The organism is Sphingomonas sp. (assembly GCF_031426035.1).
GTDB lineage: Bacteria > Pseudomonadota > Alphaproteobacteria > Sphingomonadales > Sphingomonadaceae > Sphingomicrobium.
This window is the reverse complement of the sequence record NZ_JANPKO010000026.1, coordinates 35,455-51,634: the sequence shown is the minus strand read 5'-3', so window position 1 is coordinate 51,634 and position 16,180 is coordinate 35,455. Positions and strand designations below refer to the sequence as shown.

General features: G+C 68.1%; 22 protein-coding genes. 3 read left to right on the top strand and 19 right to left on the bottom strand.

What is annotated here, in order from left to right; genetic code table 11:
* Positions 1 to 12 precede the first annotated feature (12 nt).
* Genes RMP08_RS01750 through gluQRS form a run of 6 tightly spaced genes read right to left on the bottom strand, consistent with a single transcriptional unit; the run spans position 13 to position 4,246 of the window.
* Positions 13 to 315, bottom strand: a complete 303-nt coding sequence (locus RMP08_RS01750) for a YggT family protein (RefSeq protein WP_310467238.1) — start codon at positions 313 to 315, stop codon at positions 13 to 15.
* A gap of 58 nt (positions 316 to 373) precedes the next feature.
* Positions 374 to 1,348: an L-histidine N(alpha)-methyltransferase gene (gene egtD / locus RMP08_RS01745; RefSeq protein WP_310467237.1), complete on the bottom strand. Its 975-nt coding sequence runs from the start codon at positions 1,346 to 1,348 to the stop codon at positions 374 to 376.
* Positions 1,332 to 2,567, bottom strand: coding sequence for an ergothioneine biosynthesis protein EgtB (gene egtB, locus RMP08_RS01740; RefSeq protein WP_310467236.1), 1,236 nt, complete (start codon positions 2,565 to 2,567; stop codon positions 1,332 to 1,334). The genes egtD and egtB overlap by 17 nt, the downstream gene beginning before the upstream one ends.
* A 46-nt stretch (positions 2,568 to 2,613) precedes the next feature.
* Complete coding sequence (locus RMP08_RS01735) at positions 2,614 to 3,186, bottom strand: cob(I)yrinic acid a,c-diamide adenosyltransferase (protein WP_310467235.1); 573 nt, start codon at positions 3,184 to 3,186, stop codon at positions 2,614 to 2,616.
* A gap of 12 nt (positions 3,187 to 3,198) precedes the next feature.
* Positions 3,199 to 3,405, bottom strand: coding sequence for an HIG1 domain-containing protein (locus RMP08_RS01730; RefSeq protein ID WP_310467233.1), 207 nt, complete (start codon positions 3,403 to 3,405; stop codon positions 3,199 to 3,201).
* A gap of 10 nt (positions 3,406 to 3,415) precedes the next feature.
* Entirely contained in the window at positions 3,416 to 4,246 is an 831-nt protein-coding gene (gluQRS, locus tag RMP08_RS01725; RefSeq protein ID WP_310467231.1) for a tRNA glutamyl-Q(34) synthetase GluQRS, read from the bottom strand.
* A 290-nt stretch (positions 4,247 to 4,536) separates the two neighbouring features.
* Here gluQRS and RMP08_RS01720 point away from each other — a divergent pair, with 290 nt between their 5' ends.
* Together RMP08_RS01720 and RMP08_RS01715 are read left to right on the top strand one after the other, a co-directional pair.
* Positions 4,537 to 5,103 carry an HNH endonuclease gene (locus tag RMP08_RS01720; protein ID WP_310467241.1) on the top strand — a complete coding sequence of 189 codons (567 nt, stop codon included), beginning with the start codon at positions 4,537 to 4,539 and terminating at the stop codon, positions 5,101 to 5,103.
* Between the two features lie 61 nt (positions 5,104 to 5,164).
* Complete coding sequence (locus RMP08_RS01715; RefSeq protein WP_310467230.1) at positions 5,165 to 5,722, top strand: response regulator; 558 nt, start codon at positions 5,165 to 5,167, stop codon at positions 5,720 to 5,722.
* 141 nt (positions 5,723 to 5,863) lie between these two features.
* On the opposite strand, the gene RMP08_RS01710 is transcribed toward RMP08_RS01715, so the two are convergent.
* Genes RMP08_RS01710 through argH form a run of 3 tightly spaced genes read right to left on the bottom strand, consistent with a single transcriptional unit; the run spans position 5,864 to position 8,464 of the window.
* Positions 5,864 to 6,730 carry a UTP--glucose-1-phosphate uridylyltransferase gene (locus RMP08_RS01710; protein ID WP_310467229.1) on the bottom strand — a complete coding sequence of 289 codons (867 nt, stop codon included), beginning with the start codon at positions 6,728 to 6,730 and terminating at the stop codon, positions 5,864 to 5,866.
* A 13-nt stretch (positions 6,731 to 6,743) separates the two neighbouring features.
* Positions 6,744 to 7,061 (bottom strand): hypothetical protein, encoded by a 318-nt coding sequence (locus tag RMP08_RS01705; RefSeq protein ID WP_310467228.1) that lies wholly within the window; start codon positions 7,059 to 7,061, stop codon positions 6,744 to 6,746.
* A complete protein-coding gene (gene argH, locus RMP08_RS01700) occupies positions 7,058 to 8,464 on the bottom strand; it encodes an argininosuccinate lyase (protein ID WP_409049759.1) in 1,407 nt (468 codons plus the stop codon). Before argH ends, RMP08_RS01705 begins: the two co-directional genes overlap by 4 nt.
* On the opposite strand from argH, the gene RMP08_RS01695 reads away from it, so the two are divergent.
* Positions 8,457 to 8,990 carry a TlpA disulfide reductase family protein gene (locus tag RMP08_RS01695; RefSeq protein ID WP_310467227.1) on the top strand — a complete coding sequence of 178 codons (534 nt, stop codon included), beginning with the start codon at positions 8,457 to 8,459 and terminating at the stop codon, positions 8,988 to 8,990. The two genes, argH and RMP08_RS01695, sit on opposite strands and share 8 nt — an antisense overlap.
* Here the strand turns inward: RMP08_RS01695 and RMP08_RS01690 are convergent.
* The 10 genes from RMP08_RS01690 to sufC form a co-directional block, all read right to left on the bottom strand.
* Positions 8,987 to 9,907 (bottom strand): DMT family transporter, encoded by a 921-nt coding sequence (locus tag RMP08_RS01690; protein ID WP_310467226.1) that lies wholly within the window; start codon positions 9,905 to 9,907, stop codon positions 8,987 to 8,989. The genes RMP08_RS01695 and RMP08_RS01690 overlap by 4 nt on opposite strands.
* A 149-nt stretch (positions 9,908 to 10,056) precedes the next feature.
* The gene (dapD, locus tag RMP08_RS01685; RefSeq protein WP_310467224.1) at positions 10,057 to 10,881 is read right to left on the bottom strand and encodes a 2,3,4,5-tetrahydropyridine-2,6-dicarboxylate N-succinyltransferase; all 825 of its coding nucleotides are present in this window, start codon (positions 10,879 to 10,881) and stop codon (positions 10,057 to 10,059) included.
* Complete coding sequence (locus RMP08_RS01680; RefSeq protein WP_310467223.1) at positions 10,878 to 11,549, bottom strand: pyrimidine 5'-nucleotidase; 672 nt, start codon at positions 11,547 to 11,549, stop codon at positions 10,878 to 10,880. Before RMP08_RS01680 ends, dapD begins: the two co-directional genes overlap by 4 nt.
* 35 nt (positions 11,550 to 11,584) lie before the next feature.
* Complete coding sequence (gene mddA, locus RMP08_RS01675; protein ID WP_310467222.1) at positions 11,585 to 12,325, bottom strand: methanethiol S-methyltransferase; 741 nt, start codon at positions 12,323 to 12,325, stop codon at positions 11,585 to 11,587.
* Between the two features lie 36 nt (positions 12,326 to 12,361).
* Positions 12,362 to 12,580 (bottom strand): hypothetical protein, encoded by a 219-nt coding sequence (locus RMP08_RS01670; RefSeq protein WP_310467221.1) that lies wholly within the window; start codon positions 12,578 to 12,580, stop codon positions 12,362 to 12,364.
* A 51-nt stretch (positions 12,581 to 12,631) separates the two neighbouring features.
* Positions 12,632 to 12,991: an iron-sulfur cluster assembly accessory protein gene (locus tag RMP08_RS01665; protein ID WP_310467220.1), complete on the bottom strand. Its 360-nt coding sequence runs from the start codon at positions 12,989 to 12,991 to the stop codon at positions 12,632 to 12,634.
* Entirely contained in the window at positions 12,988 to 13,446 is a 459-nt protein-coding gene (locus RMP08_RS01660; protein WP_310467219.1) for an SUF system Fe-S cluster assembly protein, read from the bottom strand. The genes RMP08_RS01665 and RMP08_RS01660 overlap by 4 nt, the downstream gene beginning before the upstream one ends.
* A complete protein-coding gene (locus RMP08_RS01655) occupies positions 13,443 to 14,633 on the bottom strand; it encodes a cysteine desulfurase (RefSeq protein WP_310467217.1) in 1,191 nt (396 codons plus the stop codon). Before RMP08_RS01655 ends, RMP08_RS01660 begins: the two co-directional genes overlap by 4 nt.
* Positions 14,630 to 15,367 (bottom strand): SufD family Fe-S cluster assembly protein, encoded by a 738-nt coding sequence (locus tag RMP08_RS01650; protein ID WP_310467216.1) that lies wholly within the window; start codon positions 15,365 to 15,367, stop codon positions 14,630 to 14,632. Before RMP08_RS01650 ends, RMP08_RS01655 begins: the two co-directional genes overlap by 4 nt.
* Positions 15,364 to 16,179: a Fe-S cluster assembly ATPase SufC gene (sufC, locus tag RMP08_RS01645; RefSeq protein ID WP_310467215.1), complete on the bottom strand. Its 816-nt coding sequence runs from the start codon at positions 16,177 to 16,179 to the stop codon at positions 15,364 to 15,366. Before sufC ends, RMP08_RS01650 begins: the two co-directional genes overlap by 4 nt.
* Position 16,180: the final 1 nt, after the last annotated feature.

The following is a 16,180-nucleotide window of genomic DNA, read 5'->3' as shown; positions in this document are numbered from 1 at the left end:
TCCGCCGCGCGCTCATGCCCCGCCGGTGACGAGACTGCGCTCCGTTCCGTCAAGAAGCATTTGTGCGATGGCTAGCAGAATGAGCAACACGACTGGGGAAAAGTCGATTCCACCGAAATCGGGAAGCACCCGGCGGATCGGCCGGTAAAGCGGCGCAGTAATCCGGTCGAGCGCCTGGACAAATCGGCGAAGTCCATCGGACCCGGTGTTGAGGACGTTGAACGCGAACAGCCAGCTCAGGACAACCTGAATGAGAATTATCCACCACAGGATGTTCAGCAGGAGCTCTAATATATCGAAGACCGCGGTAAGCATCGGGGCCGCTTAGCCGGGTGCGAGCGCGCCCGCAATTCCTCCCCGGCGCGGGGAGGAACTAGGGCGCGGAGCGGTTGGGCTGGGCTTCGGCGAGGACCAAGGCGAAATCGTCGGCGGGGTCGCTCCACTCGGCGAGCGGGGTCCAGCCGCCCGCGAGCAGCAGCAGGCGCGCCCCGCGGCGTTCGTATTTGTGGCTGTTCTCGCTGTGGATCGAAGCGCCCTCACGAAATGCGAACGGCTGGCCAGCAACCGTGAACTCGACGTCGCGCAGCGCCACGAGGTGCATCTCGATCCGGCTCAAAATGTCGTTCCACCGCGCCTCGTGGCGGAACGCATCGAGCGGGATCGTCCCGTCGAGTTCGCGGTTGATGCGCTCGAGCAGGTTCAGATTGAACCGCGCGGTCACCCCCTGCGGGTCGTCATAGGCGGCAAGCAGCCGCTCGACCGGCTTGGCGCGGTCCATCCCGATCAGCAGCAAGGCGCCGGTGCCGAGCAATTCGCGAAAATGGCGCAGCAGGTCGGTCGCCGTGCGCGGCACGAAATTGCCGATCGTCGAGCCGGGGAAGAAACCGAGCTTTTGGGTGCCGGCAATCGCCTCGGGCAAGGCAAACGGCCGCGCGAAATCGGCCACCACCGGGATCACCTTGAGCGCATGGAAGTCCTTGTCGAGCGCGGCGGCGCTGTCCTCCAGATAGTCGCCCGAAATATCGACCGGGACATAGGCCGACGGCGCCACCGCCTCGAGCAAGATCGGCGTCTTGGTCGCCGATCCGGCGCCGAACTCGACCACCGCCAGCCCCTTGGGCACCCGCGCCGCGATCTCGGGCATCACCGTTTCGAGCAGCGCGGTCTCGGTCCGCGTCGGGTAGTAAGTCGGCAGGCGCGTGATGGCGTCGAACAATTCGGAGCCGGTGCGGTCGTACAGCCAGCGCGCCGGCACCGCCGGAATCGCCGCCGCCAGCCCCGCCAGCACGTCGGCGCGAAACGCGTCGATCTGGTCGTCGGGCGTCTGCGGCTCAGGCGTCGCGGGCAAGGCGCACCCCCGTGAACTGCCAGCGCGCGGCGGGGGGGAAGAAATTGCGGTAGCTCGCCCGGCTGTGCCCGCGCGGGGTGGCGCAGCTGGCGCCCTTCAGCACCATCTGCCCGGCCATGAATTTTCCGTTATATTCGCCGACCGTTCCCGCGGCCGGAGCGAACCCGGGGTAGGGCAGGAACGCCGAGCCGGTCCACTCCCACACATCGCCGAAGATATCGCCTGGCGGGGCAGGGAGCACCGCCGCGGCGCGGTCGAGCTGGTTGCCGAGGTTGGGGTCGGCGCTGCTCGCGAAATCTTCCCACTCGAACTCGCTCGGCAATCGCGCGCCGGCCCATCGCGCAAACGCATCGGCTTCGTAAAACGAAATATGCGCAACCGGCGCGGCGCGGTCGCGCGGCCGCCGCCCGGCCAGCGTAAAATGCGCATCCTCGCCCCGCCAATAGAGCGGCGCCGTGATCCCCTCGCGCTGAACCCAGTCCCACCCCTCGCTGAGCCACAAAGTCGGCGTGTCATATCCCCCGTCGGCGACGAACTCGGCCCATTCGCCGTTGGTCACCGGGCGGCTGGCGATCGCGTGCGGATGGAGCAGTGCCGAGTGCCGTGGCCGCTCGCTGTCGAACGCGAAGCCGCTCGCGGCCGCGCCAACCTCGACCACGCCGGTACGGCCAGCCAGAAAACTCAGCGGCTCGGCGGAATGGCACGCGGCCGGCGACGATTCGGCATAAGCGGGCTCAAGTGGGTTCTCGGCAAATGTCGCGAGCAGGTCGGTGAGAAACAGCTCCTGGTGCTGCTGCTCGTGGTTGATGCCGAGCTCGACCAGCTCGAGCGCCGCCGCCGGCAGTCCCGCGAATGCCGCATCCAGCGCCGCGTCGACATGCCCACGCCACGCCCGCACCTCGTCGAGCGACGGCCGGCTGATCATCCCCCGCCGAGCCCGCGGATGCCGCTCGCCCTCGCCCTCGTAATAGCTGTTGAACAGGTACGCGAAACGCTCGTCGAAAGGCTGGTACCCCGGCACGTGATCGCGCAGCACGAAGGTCTCGAAAAACCACGTCGTGTGCGCAAGGTGCCATTTGGCCGGCGAGGCATCGGGGAACGGCTGGATCGCGGCGTCGGCATCGCTCAGCGGCGCGGCAAGGTCGAGCGTCAGCCGCCGCGTCGCGACCAGCCGCTCTTTCAGCGTAGGAATCCCACTGTCGGCATCGGCCCGGGCCATGGCGCACACTCCCCAGCCGTACCGAACCGACGATACGGCAATAAGTTCAGCCGCGCGTCGCGCCCGGCTGCCACAGCGTCTCGCCGCCGCCGTCCTTGGCGACCAGCCGCGCCAGCACGAACAGATGGTCGGACAGCCGGTTGAGGTAGATCAAGGCGAGCGGGTTGAGCGGTGCCTCGCGCCGCGCCGCGACCGCGCTGCGCTCGGCCCTGCGGACGATCGCGCGCGCCAGATGGACCTCGGCCGCCCCGCCGCCGCCGGCCGGCAATATAAAACTGCGCAATGGCTCGAGCGTCTCGTTCATCGCGTCGACCTCGCGCTCGAGCCGGTCGATCTGCGCCTGGACGATGCGCAGGACCATCTCGCTCGGCGCATAATCCTCGCCCGGGGTGGCGAGGTCGGCGCCAAGGTCGAACAATTCGTTCTGGATCGCCGCCAGCATCGCGCGCGGCCGCTCGGCGGTGACGTGCCGCAGCGCCACCCCGATCGCGCTATTGGCCTCGTCGACATCGCCGATCGCCGCGCTCAGCGGATGGTCCTTGGCGATCCGCGACCCGTCGGCCAGCCCGGTGTCGCCATTGTCGCCGGTGCGCGTGTAAATCTTGTTGAGCTTGACCATCGCCGGCCGCGATCAGCCCTTGCTGGCGCCGGCGACGACCAGGATCAGCGCCACCAGCACGATCGCCACCGCCTGGAACAGCACGCGCTTGCGCATCCAGTTCTGCTGCTGCTGCCCGGTGACGTCCTTGCCCGAGGCCATCGCGATCACCCCGCGCACGAGGACATAAGCGGTCGCGCCCATGGCGGCGACGAGGAGGACGATGAGGAGGATGTTCATGCCCGCCTATTTAGGCGTCCCCCAGCCGAAAGCCAGACGGCAGTAAGCCGGTAGCGAGGTCGCGGGCGAGGGCAGGGCCGTCGACGCCATCCTCGCGCAGCGCGGCGAGGGTCGGGGCGAGGTCGCGCTTGGCCAGCCGCCGGCCGTCGGCATGCGTCACCAAGGCATGGTGGAGATAGGCCGGCTCGGGCAGGCCGAGCAGCGTCTGCAGCAGGCGTTGCACCGGCGTCGAAGAACGCAAATCAACCCCGCGCACCACCAGCGTCACCCCGCTTTCCGCGTCGTCGACCACGCAGGCGAGGTGGTAAGCGGCGGGCGCGTCCTTGCGCGCGAGAATTTCGTCGCCGATGTCGTCGCGGCTGGCGGTGAAGGTCGCTTCACCCTCGCGCCAGGACGGCAAGCCAACCCGCTCAATCGCCTTGGCGCTGTCGAGCCGCCAGCTATGCGGGGTGACCGCGCGCTGTGCCGGATCGTCGGCGAGCCCGCGGCAGGTGCCGGGGTAGTGCGCCGCCAGCCCATGTGGCGCGGCCAATGCGGCGGCGATGTCGGCGCGGGTGCAGAAGCACGGATAGACCAGCCCATCCTGGCGCAACCGCTCGAGCGCCGCGGCATAAACCGCGCCGCGCTCGGACTGCACCAGCACCTCGCCGTCCCAGCTGAACCCGAGCCAGCGCAAGTCCTCCTCGATCCCGGCGACGAACTCGGGCCGGCTGCGGGTCTGGTCGAGGTCCTCGATGCGCAGGCGCAATTGATCGCCCGCCGCGCGCCCCACCACCGCGCTATAGGCATGCCCCAAATGCAGCCGCCCGGTCGGCGACGGCGCGAAGCGGGTGACGGTCAATTCCTCCCCTCTCGGGGGTGGTGGCGCCCGCAGGGCGACGGTGGGGGCATGCCGAGCTCGCCGAAGCCCCCCACCGTCAGCGCTGCGCGCGGCCACCTCCCCCGACGGGGGAGGATTTCACTGCCCCCTTGACGCCGACTCCCCAATCCCCGATTCATCATGCTGTCACGCCGGGCTGGCATCCGGCGCGTCACAAGGGAAGACGGGCCGGGATGCGCCCTCTCCTCCTTGCGTGCGACGGGGCCGGGGAGCTGCAGTTCGGACCACCGGACGAAAGGCTGTTCGCGCTCGTGTATCACCCCGACCTCATTCGCCACCCCGACAGCTGCCCGGCGCTGGTGCTCAACGCCGATTACACCCCGCTGTCCTACTACCCGCTGAGCCTGTGGCCGTGGCAGACCGCGGTCAAGGCGATGTTCCTCGAGCGGGTCGACGTCGTCGCGCATTACGACCGCGAGGTGCACTCGCCGAGCCGCGCGCTCAAGCTGCCGTCGGTGATCGCGCTGCGCCAGTTCGTCCGCCCCAACGAGCACCCCGCCTTCACCCGCTTCAACCTGTTCCTGCGCGACCGCTTCTGTTGCGTGTACTGCGGCTCGCACCGCGAATTGACCTTCGACCATGTCGTCCCGCGTGCCCAGGGCGGCCGCACCACGTGGGAGAATGTCGCCACCGCCTGCGCCCCGTGCAATTTGAAGAAGGGCGGGCGCACCCCGCGCCAGGCGCACATGCACATCGAGCGCGAGCCGATCCGCCCGACCTCGTGGCAATTGCAGGATCACGGCCGCAGCTTCCCGCCCAATTACCTCCACCAGAGCTGGCGCGATTATCTCTACTGGGATGTCGAGCTGCTGCCGTGATCGCTTCGCTCCGGTGCGATTTTTGACGCGGCTTTAACCATCTGCGGCTAGGCCCACGGCAATGGATCAGGATCGACCCGCTCCGCCCGAGACCGCACCCGCCCCGCCGCGCGTGCTGCTGGTCCAGCCCAACCGCAATTATCTCGGCGTGCTGGCCCGGCGGGTCAGCGAAGGCGGCTATCGCGTCGCCACCGCCGACGGCACCCAGGCGGCGATGGCCGAATTGAACCGCCTCCCGGTCGACCTCGTCCTCGCCGACCTCCACGTCCCCGGCGGCGGCGCCGAATTGGTGACGATGATCCGCGACGATGCGGTGCTGCGCGACTTGCCGGTGATCCTCATCGCCGGGCGCAGCGACAGCCACGCCGCGGTCAAGGCGTTCGCCGCCGGCGCCGATGGCGTGGTGCTGAAACCGTTCCACTTCGAAGTGCTGATCGCGCGCATCGGCCGCGAACTCGAGCGCGCGCGCTCGGTCGCCAGCCTGCGCGGCGACAACGCCACGCACGACGCCCGCGTCGTCAGCCGCGCGATCGAGCTGGGCGAAATGAAGGAGCGCTGGCTGGCCGCCGAGGCCGAGCGTCGCCGCCTCGAAGGCATCATCGGCAAAGGCGCCGCCTGACCGTCATCCCGGGCTCGACCCGGGATCCGCCTGCTCTAGCAAAAATTTTTTACACGAAGGCACGAAGAAATAAGGTCTTCGGGCGAAGCCCCTTCGTGTCCTTCGTGCCTTCGTGTGAACCAATATTTTTGGACGTCGGCGCTACGCTCGCAATGTCGCGAGAAAATCCCGCACCTTGGGCGCGATATCGCCACGCTCCAGCGCCAGCGCGATGTTGGCGATCACGAACCCGGCCTTGTCGCCACAATCATGGCGCACCGCGTCGACCTTGAGCGCGTGGAACGGCTGCGTCCCGATCAATTGCGCCATCGCGTCGGTCAGCTGGATCTCGCCCCCCGCGCCGCGCTCGCCCTTGTCGAGCACGCGCATCAATTCGGGCTGGAGGATATAGCGCCCCATCACCGCCAGCCGCGACGGCGCGTCCTCCGGCTCGGGCTTCTCGACCAGCCCGAGCACCTCGGTCAAATCGCCGTCGACCTTGCCCGGGGTCAGGATGCCGTAGCTGCGGGTCTTCTCGGCCGGCACTTCCTCGGTCGCCAGCATGTTGCCGCCGACTTTCTCCCACGCATCGACCATTTGCTTGAGCGCGCCCGGCGTGCCCGACATCAGATCGTCGGGCAGCAGCACCGCGAACGGCTCGTCGCCGACGATGTCGCGCGCGCACCACACCGCGTGGCCGAGCCCCAACGGACGCTGCTGGCGCACTGTCACCACCTCGCCGAAGCGGGCGCGGGTCGGCGCCAGCGCGTCGAGCGATTTGCCCGCCGCCTCCATCGTCGCTTCCAGCTCGAACGCGGTGTCGAAATAGTCGACCAATGCCGCCTTGCCGCGCCCGGTGACGAAGATCAGCTGCTCGATCCCCGCCTCGCGCGCCTCGTCGACCGCATATTGGATCAGCGGGCGGTCGACCACGGTGAGCATTTCCTTGGGCATGGTCTTGGTCGCCGGCAGCAGCCGCGTGCCGAGCCCGGCGACCGGGAAGATCGCCTTGCGAACCCGCCCTCTCATAGCCGGATGACTTTCATTGCGGCGTCACCGGCCCGGCTTCCTCGGACGACGTCGGCTCGTCCGTCCCCGCCACCGCCGGCGCCGCGCCGCCGTCGGGCGGGGGCAAGTCGAAGCGGTCGCGCTTGCGCGGCTGCGAGCGCTTGATCAGTTCGTCGACGCGCTCGGGGTCGGCGTAGGTCGGCGGAGTCAGCAATTCCTCCGGGGTCGGGGTGGTGCGCGCCATCAGCGGCTTGACCGGCAGTGCCTGGCCCGGCGCCGGCTCGAGCGGCGAGATTTTGCCGCACGCGGTCATCGCGACGGTCAGGGCGAGGATCGAAAAAACACGCTTCACGGCTTGCTCCGCTGCGCGCGGGCGGCGCGCACCGCCTCCCTAACCCGGTCGGGCGCGGTTCCGCCAGCGCTGGTCCGCGCGGCGACCGATGAATCGAGCTGGAGCGCGGCCAGCGCGCCCTCGCCGATGCGCGGGTCGATCGCCTGGAGGTCGGCGAGATCGAGCTGGTCGAGCGCGACATTTTGGAACTCCGCCGCAGCCACCGCGCGCCCGGCGATATGGTGCGCCTCGCGGAACGGCACGTTGGCGTGCGCCACCAGCCAGTCGGCGAGATCGGTCGCGGTGGCGTGGCCCGCGGCCGCCGCGGCGCGCATCTTTTCGGGGACGAACTCGATCTCGGCGATCATCCCCGCCATCGCCTGCAGCGACATGTGGAGCAGGTCGTGGGCATCGAACAGCGGCGGCGTGGCATCCTGCAGATCCTTGGCATAGGCCAATGGCAGGCCCTTCAAGAGCACCAGCACCGCGACCAAATCACCGACGATCCGGCCTGAATGGCTGCGCACCAGCTCGGCCGCGTCGGGGTTGCGCTTGTTGGGCATGATCGAGCTTCCGGTCGACCAGGCGTCGGGCAGCCGAATGAAGCTAAATGGTTGAGAAGCCCACAGAATAATTTCCTCCGCCAACCGCGACAGATGGTTCGCGCACAGTGTCGCAGCATGGAGGTAATCGACAATAAAATCGCGGTCGGCGACCGAATCGATGCTGTTCGCGGTCGGCCCATCGAAGTGCAGCGCGGTCGCGGTGAAATCGCGGTCGATCGGAAATCCCGTCCCCGCCAGCGCCGCCGCGCCGAGCGGGCATTCGTTGAGCCGCCGCCGCGCATCCTCGAACCGGCTGCGGTCGCGGCCGAGCATCTCGCGATACGCCATCAAGTGATGGCCGAGCGTCACCGGCTGCCCCGATTGGAGATGGGTAAACCCCGGCATGACCGTCGCCGCATGCTCCTCGGCGCGGTCGAGGATGACCGTCTCCAGCGCGGCGATGTCGTGCAGCGCGGAGTCAATCGCCCAGCGCACCCACAGCTTGAGGTCGGTCGCCACCTGGTCGTTGCGCGAGCGCGCGGTGTGGAGCCGGCCCGCCGCCTCGCCGATGAGTTCGCCGAGCCGAGCCTCGACATGGCCGTGGATGTCCTCGAGCGCGTCGTCCTCGGTGATGCCGCCGCGCGCGCATTCGTCCATGATCTGCGCCAGCCCCTGCACGATCGCCTCGCCGTCCTCGCTCCCGATGATGCCTTGCTGGCGCAGCATCCCGGCGTGGGCGAGGCTGGCGTTGATGTCGTGGCGCCACAACCGCTTGTCGGTTGCGATCGAGCTATTTATCGCGCGCATCAACGCGGCCGGGCCGCCTTCGAAACGCCCGCCCCAAATTGGATTGGAAGTGCCCGTGCGGCTGATGCTGATGCTCCTTGCGCTGCTCGCACTGCCCGCGTGCGATAGGCAAAAGGCGGACAGCCAGCAAGGCGCGGCGGTCGAGGGCGTGCCGGTCAAGGGCGTCGACCGCAGCCACGCCGGCAAGCCGTTTCCGGATATCGCGTTCGGCGACCCCGAGGGCACCCAGACCAGCTACGAGGGATTCAAGGGCATCCCCACTCTGGTAAATCTGTGGGCCACATGGTGCGCGCCCTGTGTCAAGGAATTGCCCACCCTCAATGCGCTGGCCAAGGCCAAGGGCGCCGATCTGTGGGTGGTCCCGATCAGCCAGGACCGCGGCCCGCACGCCTCGGTCGCTGCGTTCCTCGCGCGGCTCGAGCTCGACCAGCTCCACGCCTATCACGATCCCAACATGGCGCTGTCGGGCGCGCTCGGCGCCGAAATCCTCCCGACCACCATCCTGTACAATTCCGAGGGCAAGGAAGTGTGGCGCTACGTCGGCGACCTCGACTGGACGGGGGGCGAGGCGAAAAAACTGCTCGCCGAGGCGCGCTAGGCGAGCGCCGGCCGCCGCAGCCGACCGAACAGCCGCCCGTCGATCGCCGCCAGCCCCAGCGCGATCAGCGCCAGCCCGGCAAAATCGTTGGGCGCGATCACTTCGCCCAGGAACAGCACGCCGAGCAGGATCGCGGTCGGCGGCACCAATAAAGTGACAAGCAAAGCGTTGGTCGCCCCGGCGCGGTCGATCAGGCGGAAATAAAGCACATAGCCGAACGCGGTGCACACCACCGCCAGCGTGGCGATCGCCGCCCACGCCTCGAGCGGCGGCATCGCCATCGTCCACGGCCGGTCGCCGATCTGCGCCACTGGGAGCATCATCAGCGCGCCGATCGTCAGCTGGCCGGTGGTGACGCTGATCGGCGACACGCCCATTGCCTTGAATCGCCGCGCCCACACCCCGGCCAGCGCATAGGCCAAAGCGGCGACCACGCAGGCGAGCTCGGCGACCACCCCGCCACCAAGGCTGGCGAGCAGGTCGGGGCCGATCATCACCGCCACCCCGGCGAACCCGACCACCACCCCGGCCAGCTTGCGCGGGGTGATCTTCTCGTCGGCAGTGAACAGATGCGCGACGATCACGCCCCAGATCGGGGTCGTCGCGTTGAGGATCGAGGCGAGCCCGCTGGCGATATGCGTTTGCGCCCAGCCGAACAGAGTGAACGGCAGCGCATTGTTGAGCAAAGCCAGCAGCACGATCGCGCCCCATGCCTCGCGCGGAAGCCCGAGCGGCTGGCGGCGCCACGCCAGCAGCGCCCACATCGCCGCGGCGGCGATCGTCAGCCGCAGCAGGACATAAGTGAACGGCGGGACATCGCGCACCGCAACGCCGATCAGGAAGAACGCGCCGCCCCAGATCAGCGCCAGCGCGCCGAGGATGGCCCAGTCGCGGCCGTTCATCATGGAGCGGATCATCGGGGTGGGATACGGCGCCGCTCCAGCCTTCGCGTCCCGCGCTTTGCGGTCAAAGTCAGGATCGAGCGCCGTCATCGAGGAAATTTATCTGGGCGCCGGTCCCCACGCCAACAAAAGACGGGTAAGCGGCGATAAGCTGACCTTATCGATCAGTCGCGCAGCAATTCGTTGATGCTGGTCTTGGAGCGCGTCCGTTCGTCGACCCGCTTGACGATCACCGCGCACGCCAGGCTCGGCCCGCCGTCCTCGGTCGGCAGCGTCCCTGGCACCACCACCGCATAGGCCGGCACGCGCCCGTACATCACCTCGCCCGAGGCGCGATCGACGATCTTGGTTGAGGCGCCGAGGAATACCCCCATCGAGATCACCGCGCCCTGCTCGACGATGACCCCCTCGGCGACTTCCGAGCGGGCGCCGATAAAACAATCGTCCTCGATAATCACCGGCCCGGCCTGCAACGGCTCGAGCACCCCGCCGATCCCGGTCCCGCCCGAAATATGGACGTTGCGGCCGATCTGCGCGCAGCTGCCGACCGTCGCCCAGGTGTCGATCATGGTCCCCTCGCCGACCCGCGCGCCGATGTTGACGAAGCTCGGCATCAGCACCGCGCCGGGCGCGATGAACGCGCCGCGGCGGACGATCGCGCCGGGCACCGCACGGAACGCGGCGGCCGCGAATTCCTTGTCGCCCCACCCGGCGAACTTGCTTTCGACCTTGTCCCACCAGTGCGCACCCCCGGGCCCGCCCGAAATCGCGCTCATCGGGTTCAATCGGAACGACAGCAACACCGCTTTCTTGAGCCATTGATGGACCACCCACGCGCCGTCGACCTTCTCGGCGATCCGCGCTTGCCCCGAATCGAGCGCGGCGAGCGCGGCGTCGACCGCGCCGCGCGCCTCGCCCTTGGTCGCGGGCCCGAGCGAGTCCCGGTCGTCCCAGGCGGCGTCGATGGTCGCTGCGAGCGCGTCGGTCATATCTGCTCCTCGAGGATTGCTTCGAGCCACTCGCCGACATCGGCGATGGTCATATCGATGAACGCGGCGTCGGCGCCGTGATTGCCGCGCTCGGAGCCGTTGTCGACCCACACCGTGGTCATCCCGAGTGCTTTGGCCGGTTTCAAATTCTGCGCCATGTCCTCGACCAGCACCGCCGAATTCGGCTCGATTCCGAACCGTTCGCACAGCAAGGCATAGCCGTGCGGGTCGGGCTTGGGCTTCAATTCGCTCGCATGGATGTCGTGCAGATCGTCGAACTGGTCGCCGACCCCGATCGCCTCGAGCACGCGGCGGGCGTAAGGCGCGTCGCCGTTGGTGAACACGAACTTGCGCCCCGGCAGCCGCCCCAGCCCGCGCGCCAGCCGCTGGTCGGGCGCCACCCGGTCGAGCGGGATCGCGTGGACGTCGTCGAGGAAATGATGGGGGTCGATCTTATGCTCGGCCATCAGCCCGGCGAGCGTCGTGCCATGCGCGTGGAAATGCGCCTTCTGCACCCGCCGCGCCTCGGTCGGGTCGCAGTCGAGCAGGCGCTGGATGTAGGCGCCCATGCGCTGGTCGATCAAAGCGAACAGCCCGGTCGAGGCCGGATACAGGCAATTGTCGAGGTCGAAGATCCAGTCGCGGATGTGAGCGAAGCGCGGGTCCATGCGCCGCCGCTAGCCGCCCGCGCCCCGCGCCGCAATCACGACGCGCGGCGCCGGAACCGCGGCACCAGCTTGCCCACCCCGGCGCGATACGCCTGATAATCGTCGCCGTAGTAGTTGGTCAGGTCGCGCTCCTCATGTCGAATGCCGATCAGCATGTAGGCCGACATCCCCACCGCCAGCAGCAGATGCCCGATGGTCATCTGCGGGATCGCCCAGAACGCCAGGAAGAACCCCGAATAGATCGGGTGGGCGACCCATTTGTAGAACAAGGGCTGGCGCAATTGCGGCTTGTCCGCGGTGCGCCCGCTGAAGTTGAACCACGCCTGCTGCAGCCCGAACAGTTCGAAATGGTTGAGCAGGAAGGTGCTGACCAGCACGATCCCCCAACCCGCCGCGAACGCCAGCCACAGCGGCAGCGCGAGCAAGGTGCCCGACACGTCCCATAAGGTTTGCGGGATCGGCCGCCACAAAGTGAACAGGACGATCAGCGCCAGGCTCGCGGCGAGCACATAGACGCTGCGCTCGGCCGGCGGCGGGACGATTTTGGTCCATCTCGCCTTGAACGCCGGCCGCGCCATCACGCTGTGCTGGAGCCCGAACAAGGCGATCAGCGCGAGGTTGACGATCACCGCCACCGCGACCGGCCCGTCGGGCCCGCGGTCGACCGTGCGTTTGGCAATCGCGAGATCGCCGACAAAGCAGATCAAATAGAGGAAGGTCGCGAAGAAGATCGCGTAAGCGACCAGCGCGAAAATCAACGTGGCGGTGCGTGACATGGCCGATTTCCCCCACTCGGCGGTGATTTTGCGAAACTAGCGCCTTGTGCCGATTCCATAGCGCACGACCACCGGAACCTCGCAGCCGCGCACCCGGCGGTACACCGCGGCATAGGCATTGGCGTCGGGCAGCTGGCCCAGCTTACGCGGCCACACCGGTTCGTTTGGGCGGATCGCGTGATGGCTGGTGGTGCGCGGGCAATCGGCCGCCGGTTGCAGCGCGACCGGCGCGGCGGCGAGGAGGAGGAGCAACATCACAGTCTCCCTTCGCCTCTCGCCATAGCAAAAATCGGGCGGCGAGGGGAGCTAGACGGTAAAACTTTCGCCGCAGCCGCAGGCGCCCTTGGCATTGGGGTTGGCGAAGGTGAAGCCGGCGGCGAAATCATCCTCGACCCAGTCCATCGTCGAGCCAACCAGATAGAGGATCGAGCCGCCGTCGACATAGAAAGTGCCGCCAGGGGTGACGATCTTCTCGTCGAACTTTTGCTCCTCGGCCACATAATCGACCGAGTAAGCGAGCCCCGAGCAGCCGCGGCGGGGGGTCGACAGCTTGACCCCGATCGCCCCGTCGGGCGCGCGTCCCATCAGTTCGGCAATGCGCGCCTCGGCGGCCGGGGTCAGCGCGATTGCCGCCGGGCGGGTGCGGACTTTGCTTTGTTCGTTCATAGCATTCCCAACTCCAGCCGGGCTTCGTCGCTCATCTTGGACGGGTCCCACGGCGGATCCCACACCAGTTTGACCTCGGCGTCGCGGATGCCGGGGACCGACAGCACGCGCAGCTCGACTTCCTGCGGCAGCGATTCCGCCACCGGGCAGTGCGGCGTGGTCAGGGTCATCGTCACCACCGCGTCGCCGTCCTCGTCGATGGCGACGTCGTAGATCAGCCCAAGCTCGTAGATGTCGACCGGGATCTCGGGATCGAAGATCGATTTCAGCGCTTCGATCACCGCTTCCTGCAAATCGCCGCCGGGGCCCTGCGCGGCCGGCTCGGGCGCCTTCTGCGGCGCGAGAAAGCCGGTCAGATAATCGCGCTTGCGCTCGAACTCTTCGGTCACGCGGGCGCGCGGCGGCGGGGTCACCGCGGTGACCTCCTCGCTCTCGATCTTGCGCTCCTCATTCATCCAAAAATCCGTTTCACTTGCTCGAGCCCGCGCACCAGCGCCGCGATGTCCGAAGAATCGCTGTGCGCCGCGAAGCTCGCCCGCGCCGTCGCCGCAACCCCCAGCAATTCCATCAGCGGCTGCGCGCAATGGTGCCCGGCGCGCACCGCGACGCCGCCATCGTCCAAGATAGTGGCGACGTCGTGCGGATGCACGCCGTCGACGTTGAAACTGACGATCCCCGCGCTGTCGGGGGGGCCGTACAGGGTCACGCCGTCGATCCCGTCAAGCGCGGCGCGGCACTCGGCCACCAGCGCGCTTTCATGGGCGTGGATGGCGTCGAGGCCGAGCCGCTGCACCCAATCGACCGCGGCATGAAAACCGACCGCGCCGACGATGTGCGGCGTACCCGCCTCGAACCGCGCCGGCGGCTCGGCGTAGGTCGTGCCGGCGAAGCTGACCGCGTCGATCATCGCCCCGCCCCCCTGCCACGGCGGCATTTGCGCCAGCAGCTCGGCGCGGCCCCACAACGCGCCGATGCCGGTCGGTCCGTATAATTTGTGCGCCGAAAAGGCATAGAAATCGCAGCCGATCGCGGCGACATCGACCGGCAGGCGCGGTACCGCCTGGCAGCCGTCGAGCAGCAGCAGCGCGCCCTTGGAATGAGCGATCTCCGCCGCGCGTTTGGCGTCGAGGATCGAGCCCAGCACGTTAGAGACATGCGCGAAGGCGACCACGCGGTGCTGCTCGGTGATCAGCTCCGCCGCGGCGTCGAGATCGATGCGGCCGTCATGGGTCAGCGGCACTACGTCGACCGCGTAACCGGCGAGCTGCCACGGCACGATGTTGCTGTGATGCTCGAGTGCCGACAGCAGGACGCGGTCGCGCCCGTCCCGCGGCAGCACCCGCGCGACAAGGTTGATCGCCTCGGTCGCCCCGCGCGTAAACACCAGTTCGTTGGCCTGTCCGCCGATCAGCCCCGCGGCCGCCCCGCGCGCCGCTTCATAGCGCCCGGTCATCTCGCTCGAGCGCTGGTACACCCCGCGGTGCACCGTCGCATAATCGCGTGCATACGCCTCGGTCATCGCGTCGATCACCGCCTGCGGTTTTTGCGCGGTGGCAGCGCTGTCGAGGTAGTGCCAGTTGGCGATCGCCGGGAACTGGCCGCGCACGTCGAGCGCCGAATTGATGCGGGTCGCGACGTTCATGCCGCCGCCCTCAGCGCACTGCGCGCGGCGTCGGCGATGCCGCGATCGTCGCCTTGAATCGAATCCCACAACCCCATCACGAAGCCTTCGAGCAGCAGCGCCCGCGCGCTCGCCGGGTCGAGTCCGCGCGACGCCGCATAGAACAGCATGTCCGCGTCGAGCTCGCCGACCGACGCGCCGTGCGCGCACTTCACGTCGTCGGCGAAAATTTCCAGCTCGGGCTTGCAATTGGCCATCGCGCCGCGCGTCAGCAGCATCGCTTTGACCGATTGTTCCGAATCCGTCCGTTGCGCATCGCGCGCGACCGCGACCTTGCCGAGATAGGTGCCGACCGCCTTGCCGCCGAGCACCGAGCGGACGGTCTGGCGCGAGGTCGCGGCGACCCCGATGTGGCGCACAGTGGTGACGATTTCGAGGTTGCTCGACCCCGCCCCGATATTGGCCGCGTTGAGCGCGAAGTCGGCGCCGTCGGCGAGCGTCACGTCAAGCTCGATCCGCCCGTATTCGGCGGCGGTGTTGAGCGCGAAAATGTGCGCGCTGCCGCCCTCCGCAAGGACGATTTCCGCGCGCCGAACCTGCACCGCGTCCTCGCTCGGCAACCAGATTTGCTGCACGCTTTGCTGCGCAGCAATGTCGATCCGCTCGGGCGGCGCGAGCGCGCTCCACACCGACGCCAGCGCGTCGATGTCGGCATAGCGATACGCCTCGAGCTTGCGGGTCGGGAGCGCGGTCATGCCGCGGCCTCGGCATAGCCTTCGCGCTCGAGCTCGAGCGCCAGCTCGGCGCCGCCCGAGCGCACGATCTTGCCGCGCGACAGCACATGCACGCGGTCGGGGCGGACATAGTCGAGCAGGCGTTGGTAATGCGTAATCAGCAGCACCGATTTGTCGGGCGCGCGCATGATCCGGTTGATCCCCGCGCCGACCGCTTTGAGCGCGTCGATGTCGAGCCCGCTGTCGGTCTCGTCGAGGATCGCCAGCCGCGGGTCCATGATCCCCATCTGGACCATTTCCGCGCGTTTCTTTTCGCCGCCCGAAAAGCCGACATTGACTGGTCGCTTGAGCATCTCGGCGTCCATCCCGAGCGCCGCCGCCTGCGCCTTGGCGAGGCGGATAAACTCGGCACCCGAAAGATCGGCCTCTCCGCGCGAGCGCCGCTGTGCATTCAAGCTCTCGCGCAAAAACTGCAGCATCGACACGCCGGGGATTTCGACCGGGTACTGGAACCCGAGAAACAGCCCAGCCGCCGCCCGCTCGTGCGGCTCAAGGGCGAGGAGATCGAGGCCTCTCCCTTCACCGTTCGCGTCGAGCGAAGTCGAGACACGTCCCTCGACTTCGCTCGGGACGAATGGAGGTGGAGAGAACTTCACCGCCCCCTCGCTCACCGCATACCCCGGCCGCCCCGCGAGCACATAGGCCAGCGTCGACTTGCCCGACCCGTTCGGCCCCATGATCGCATGCACCTCGCCCGTCGGCACGTGCAGCGACACGCCGTTGAGGATCGCCTTGCCGGCGACGGTTGCGTGGAGGTTGGTGATTTGAATCACA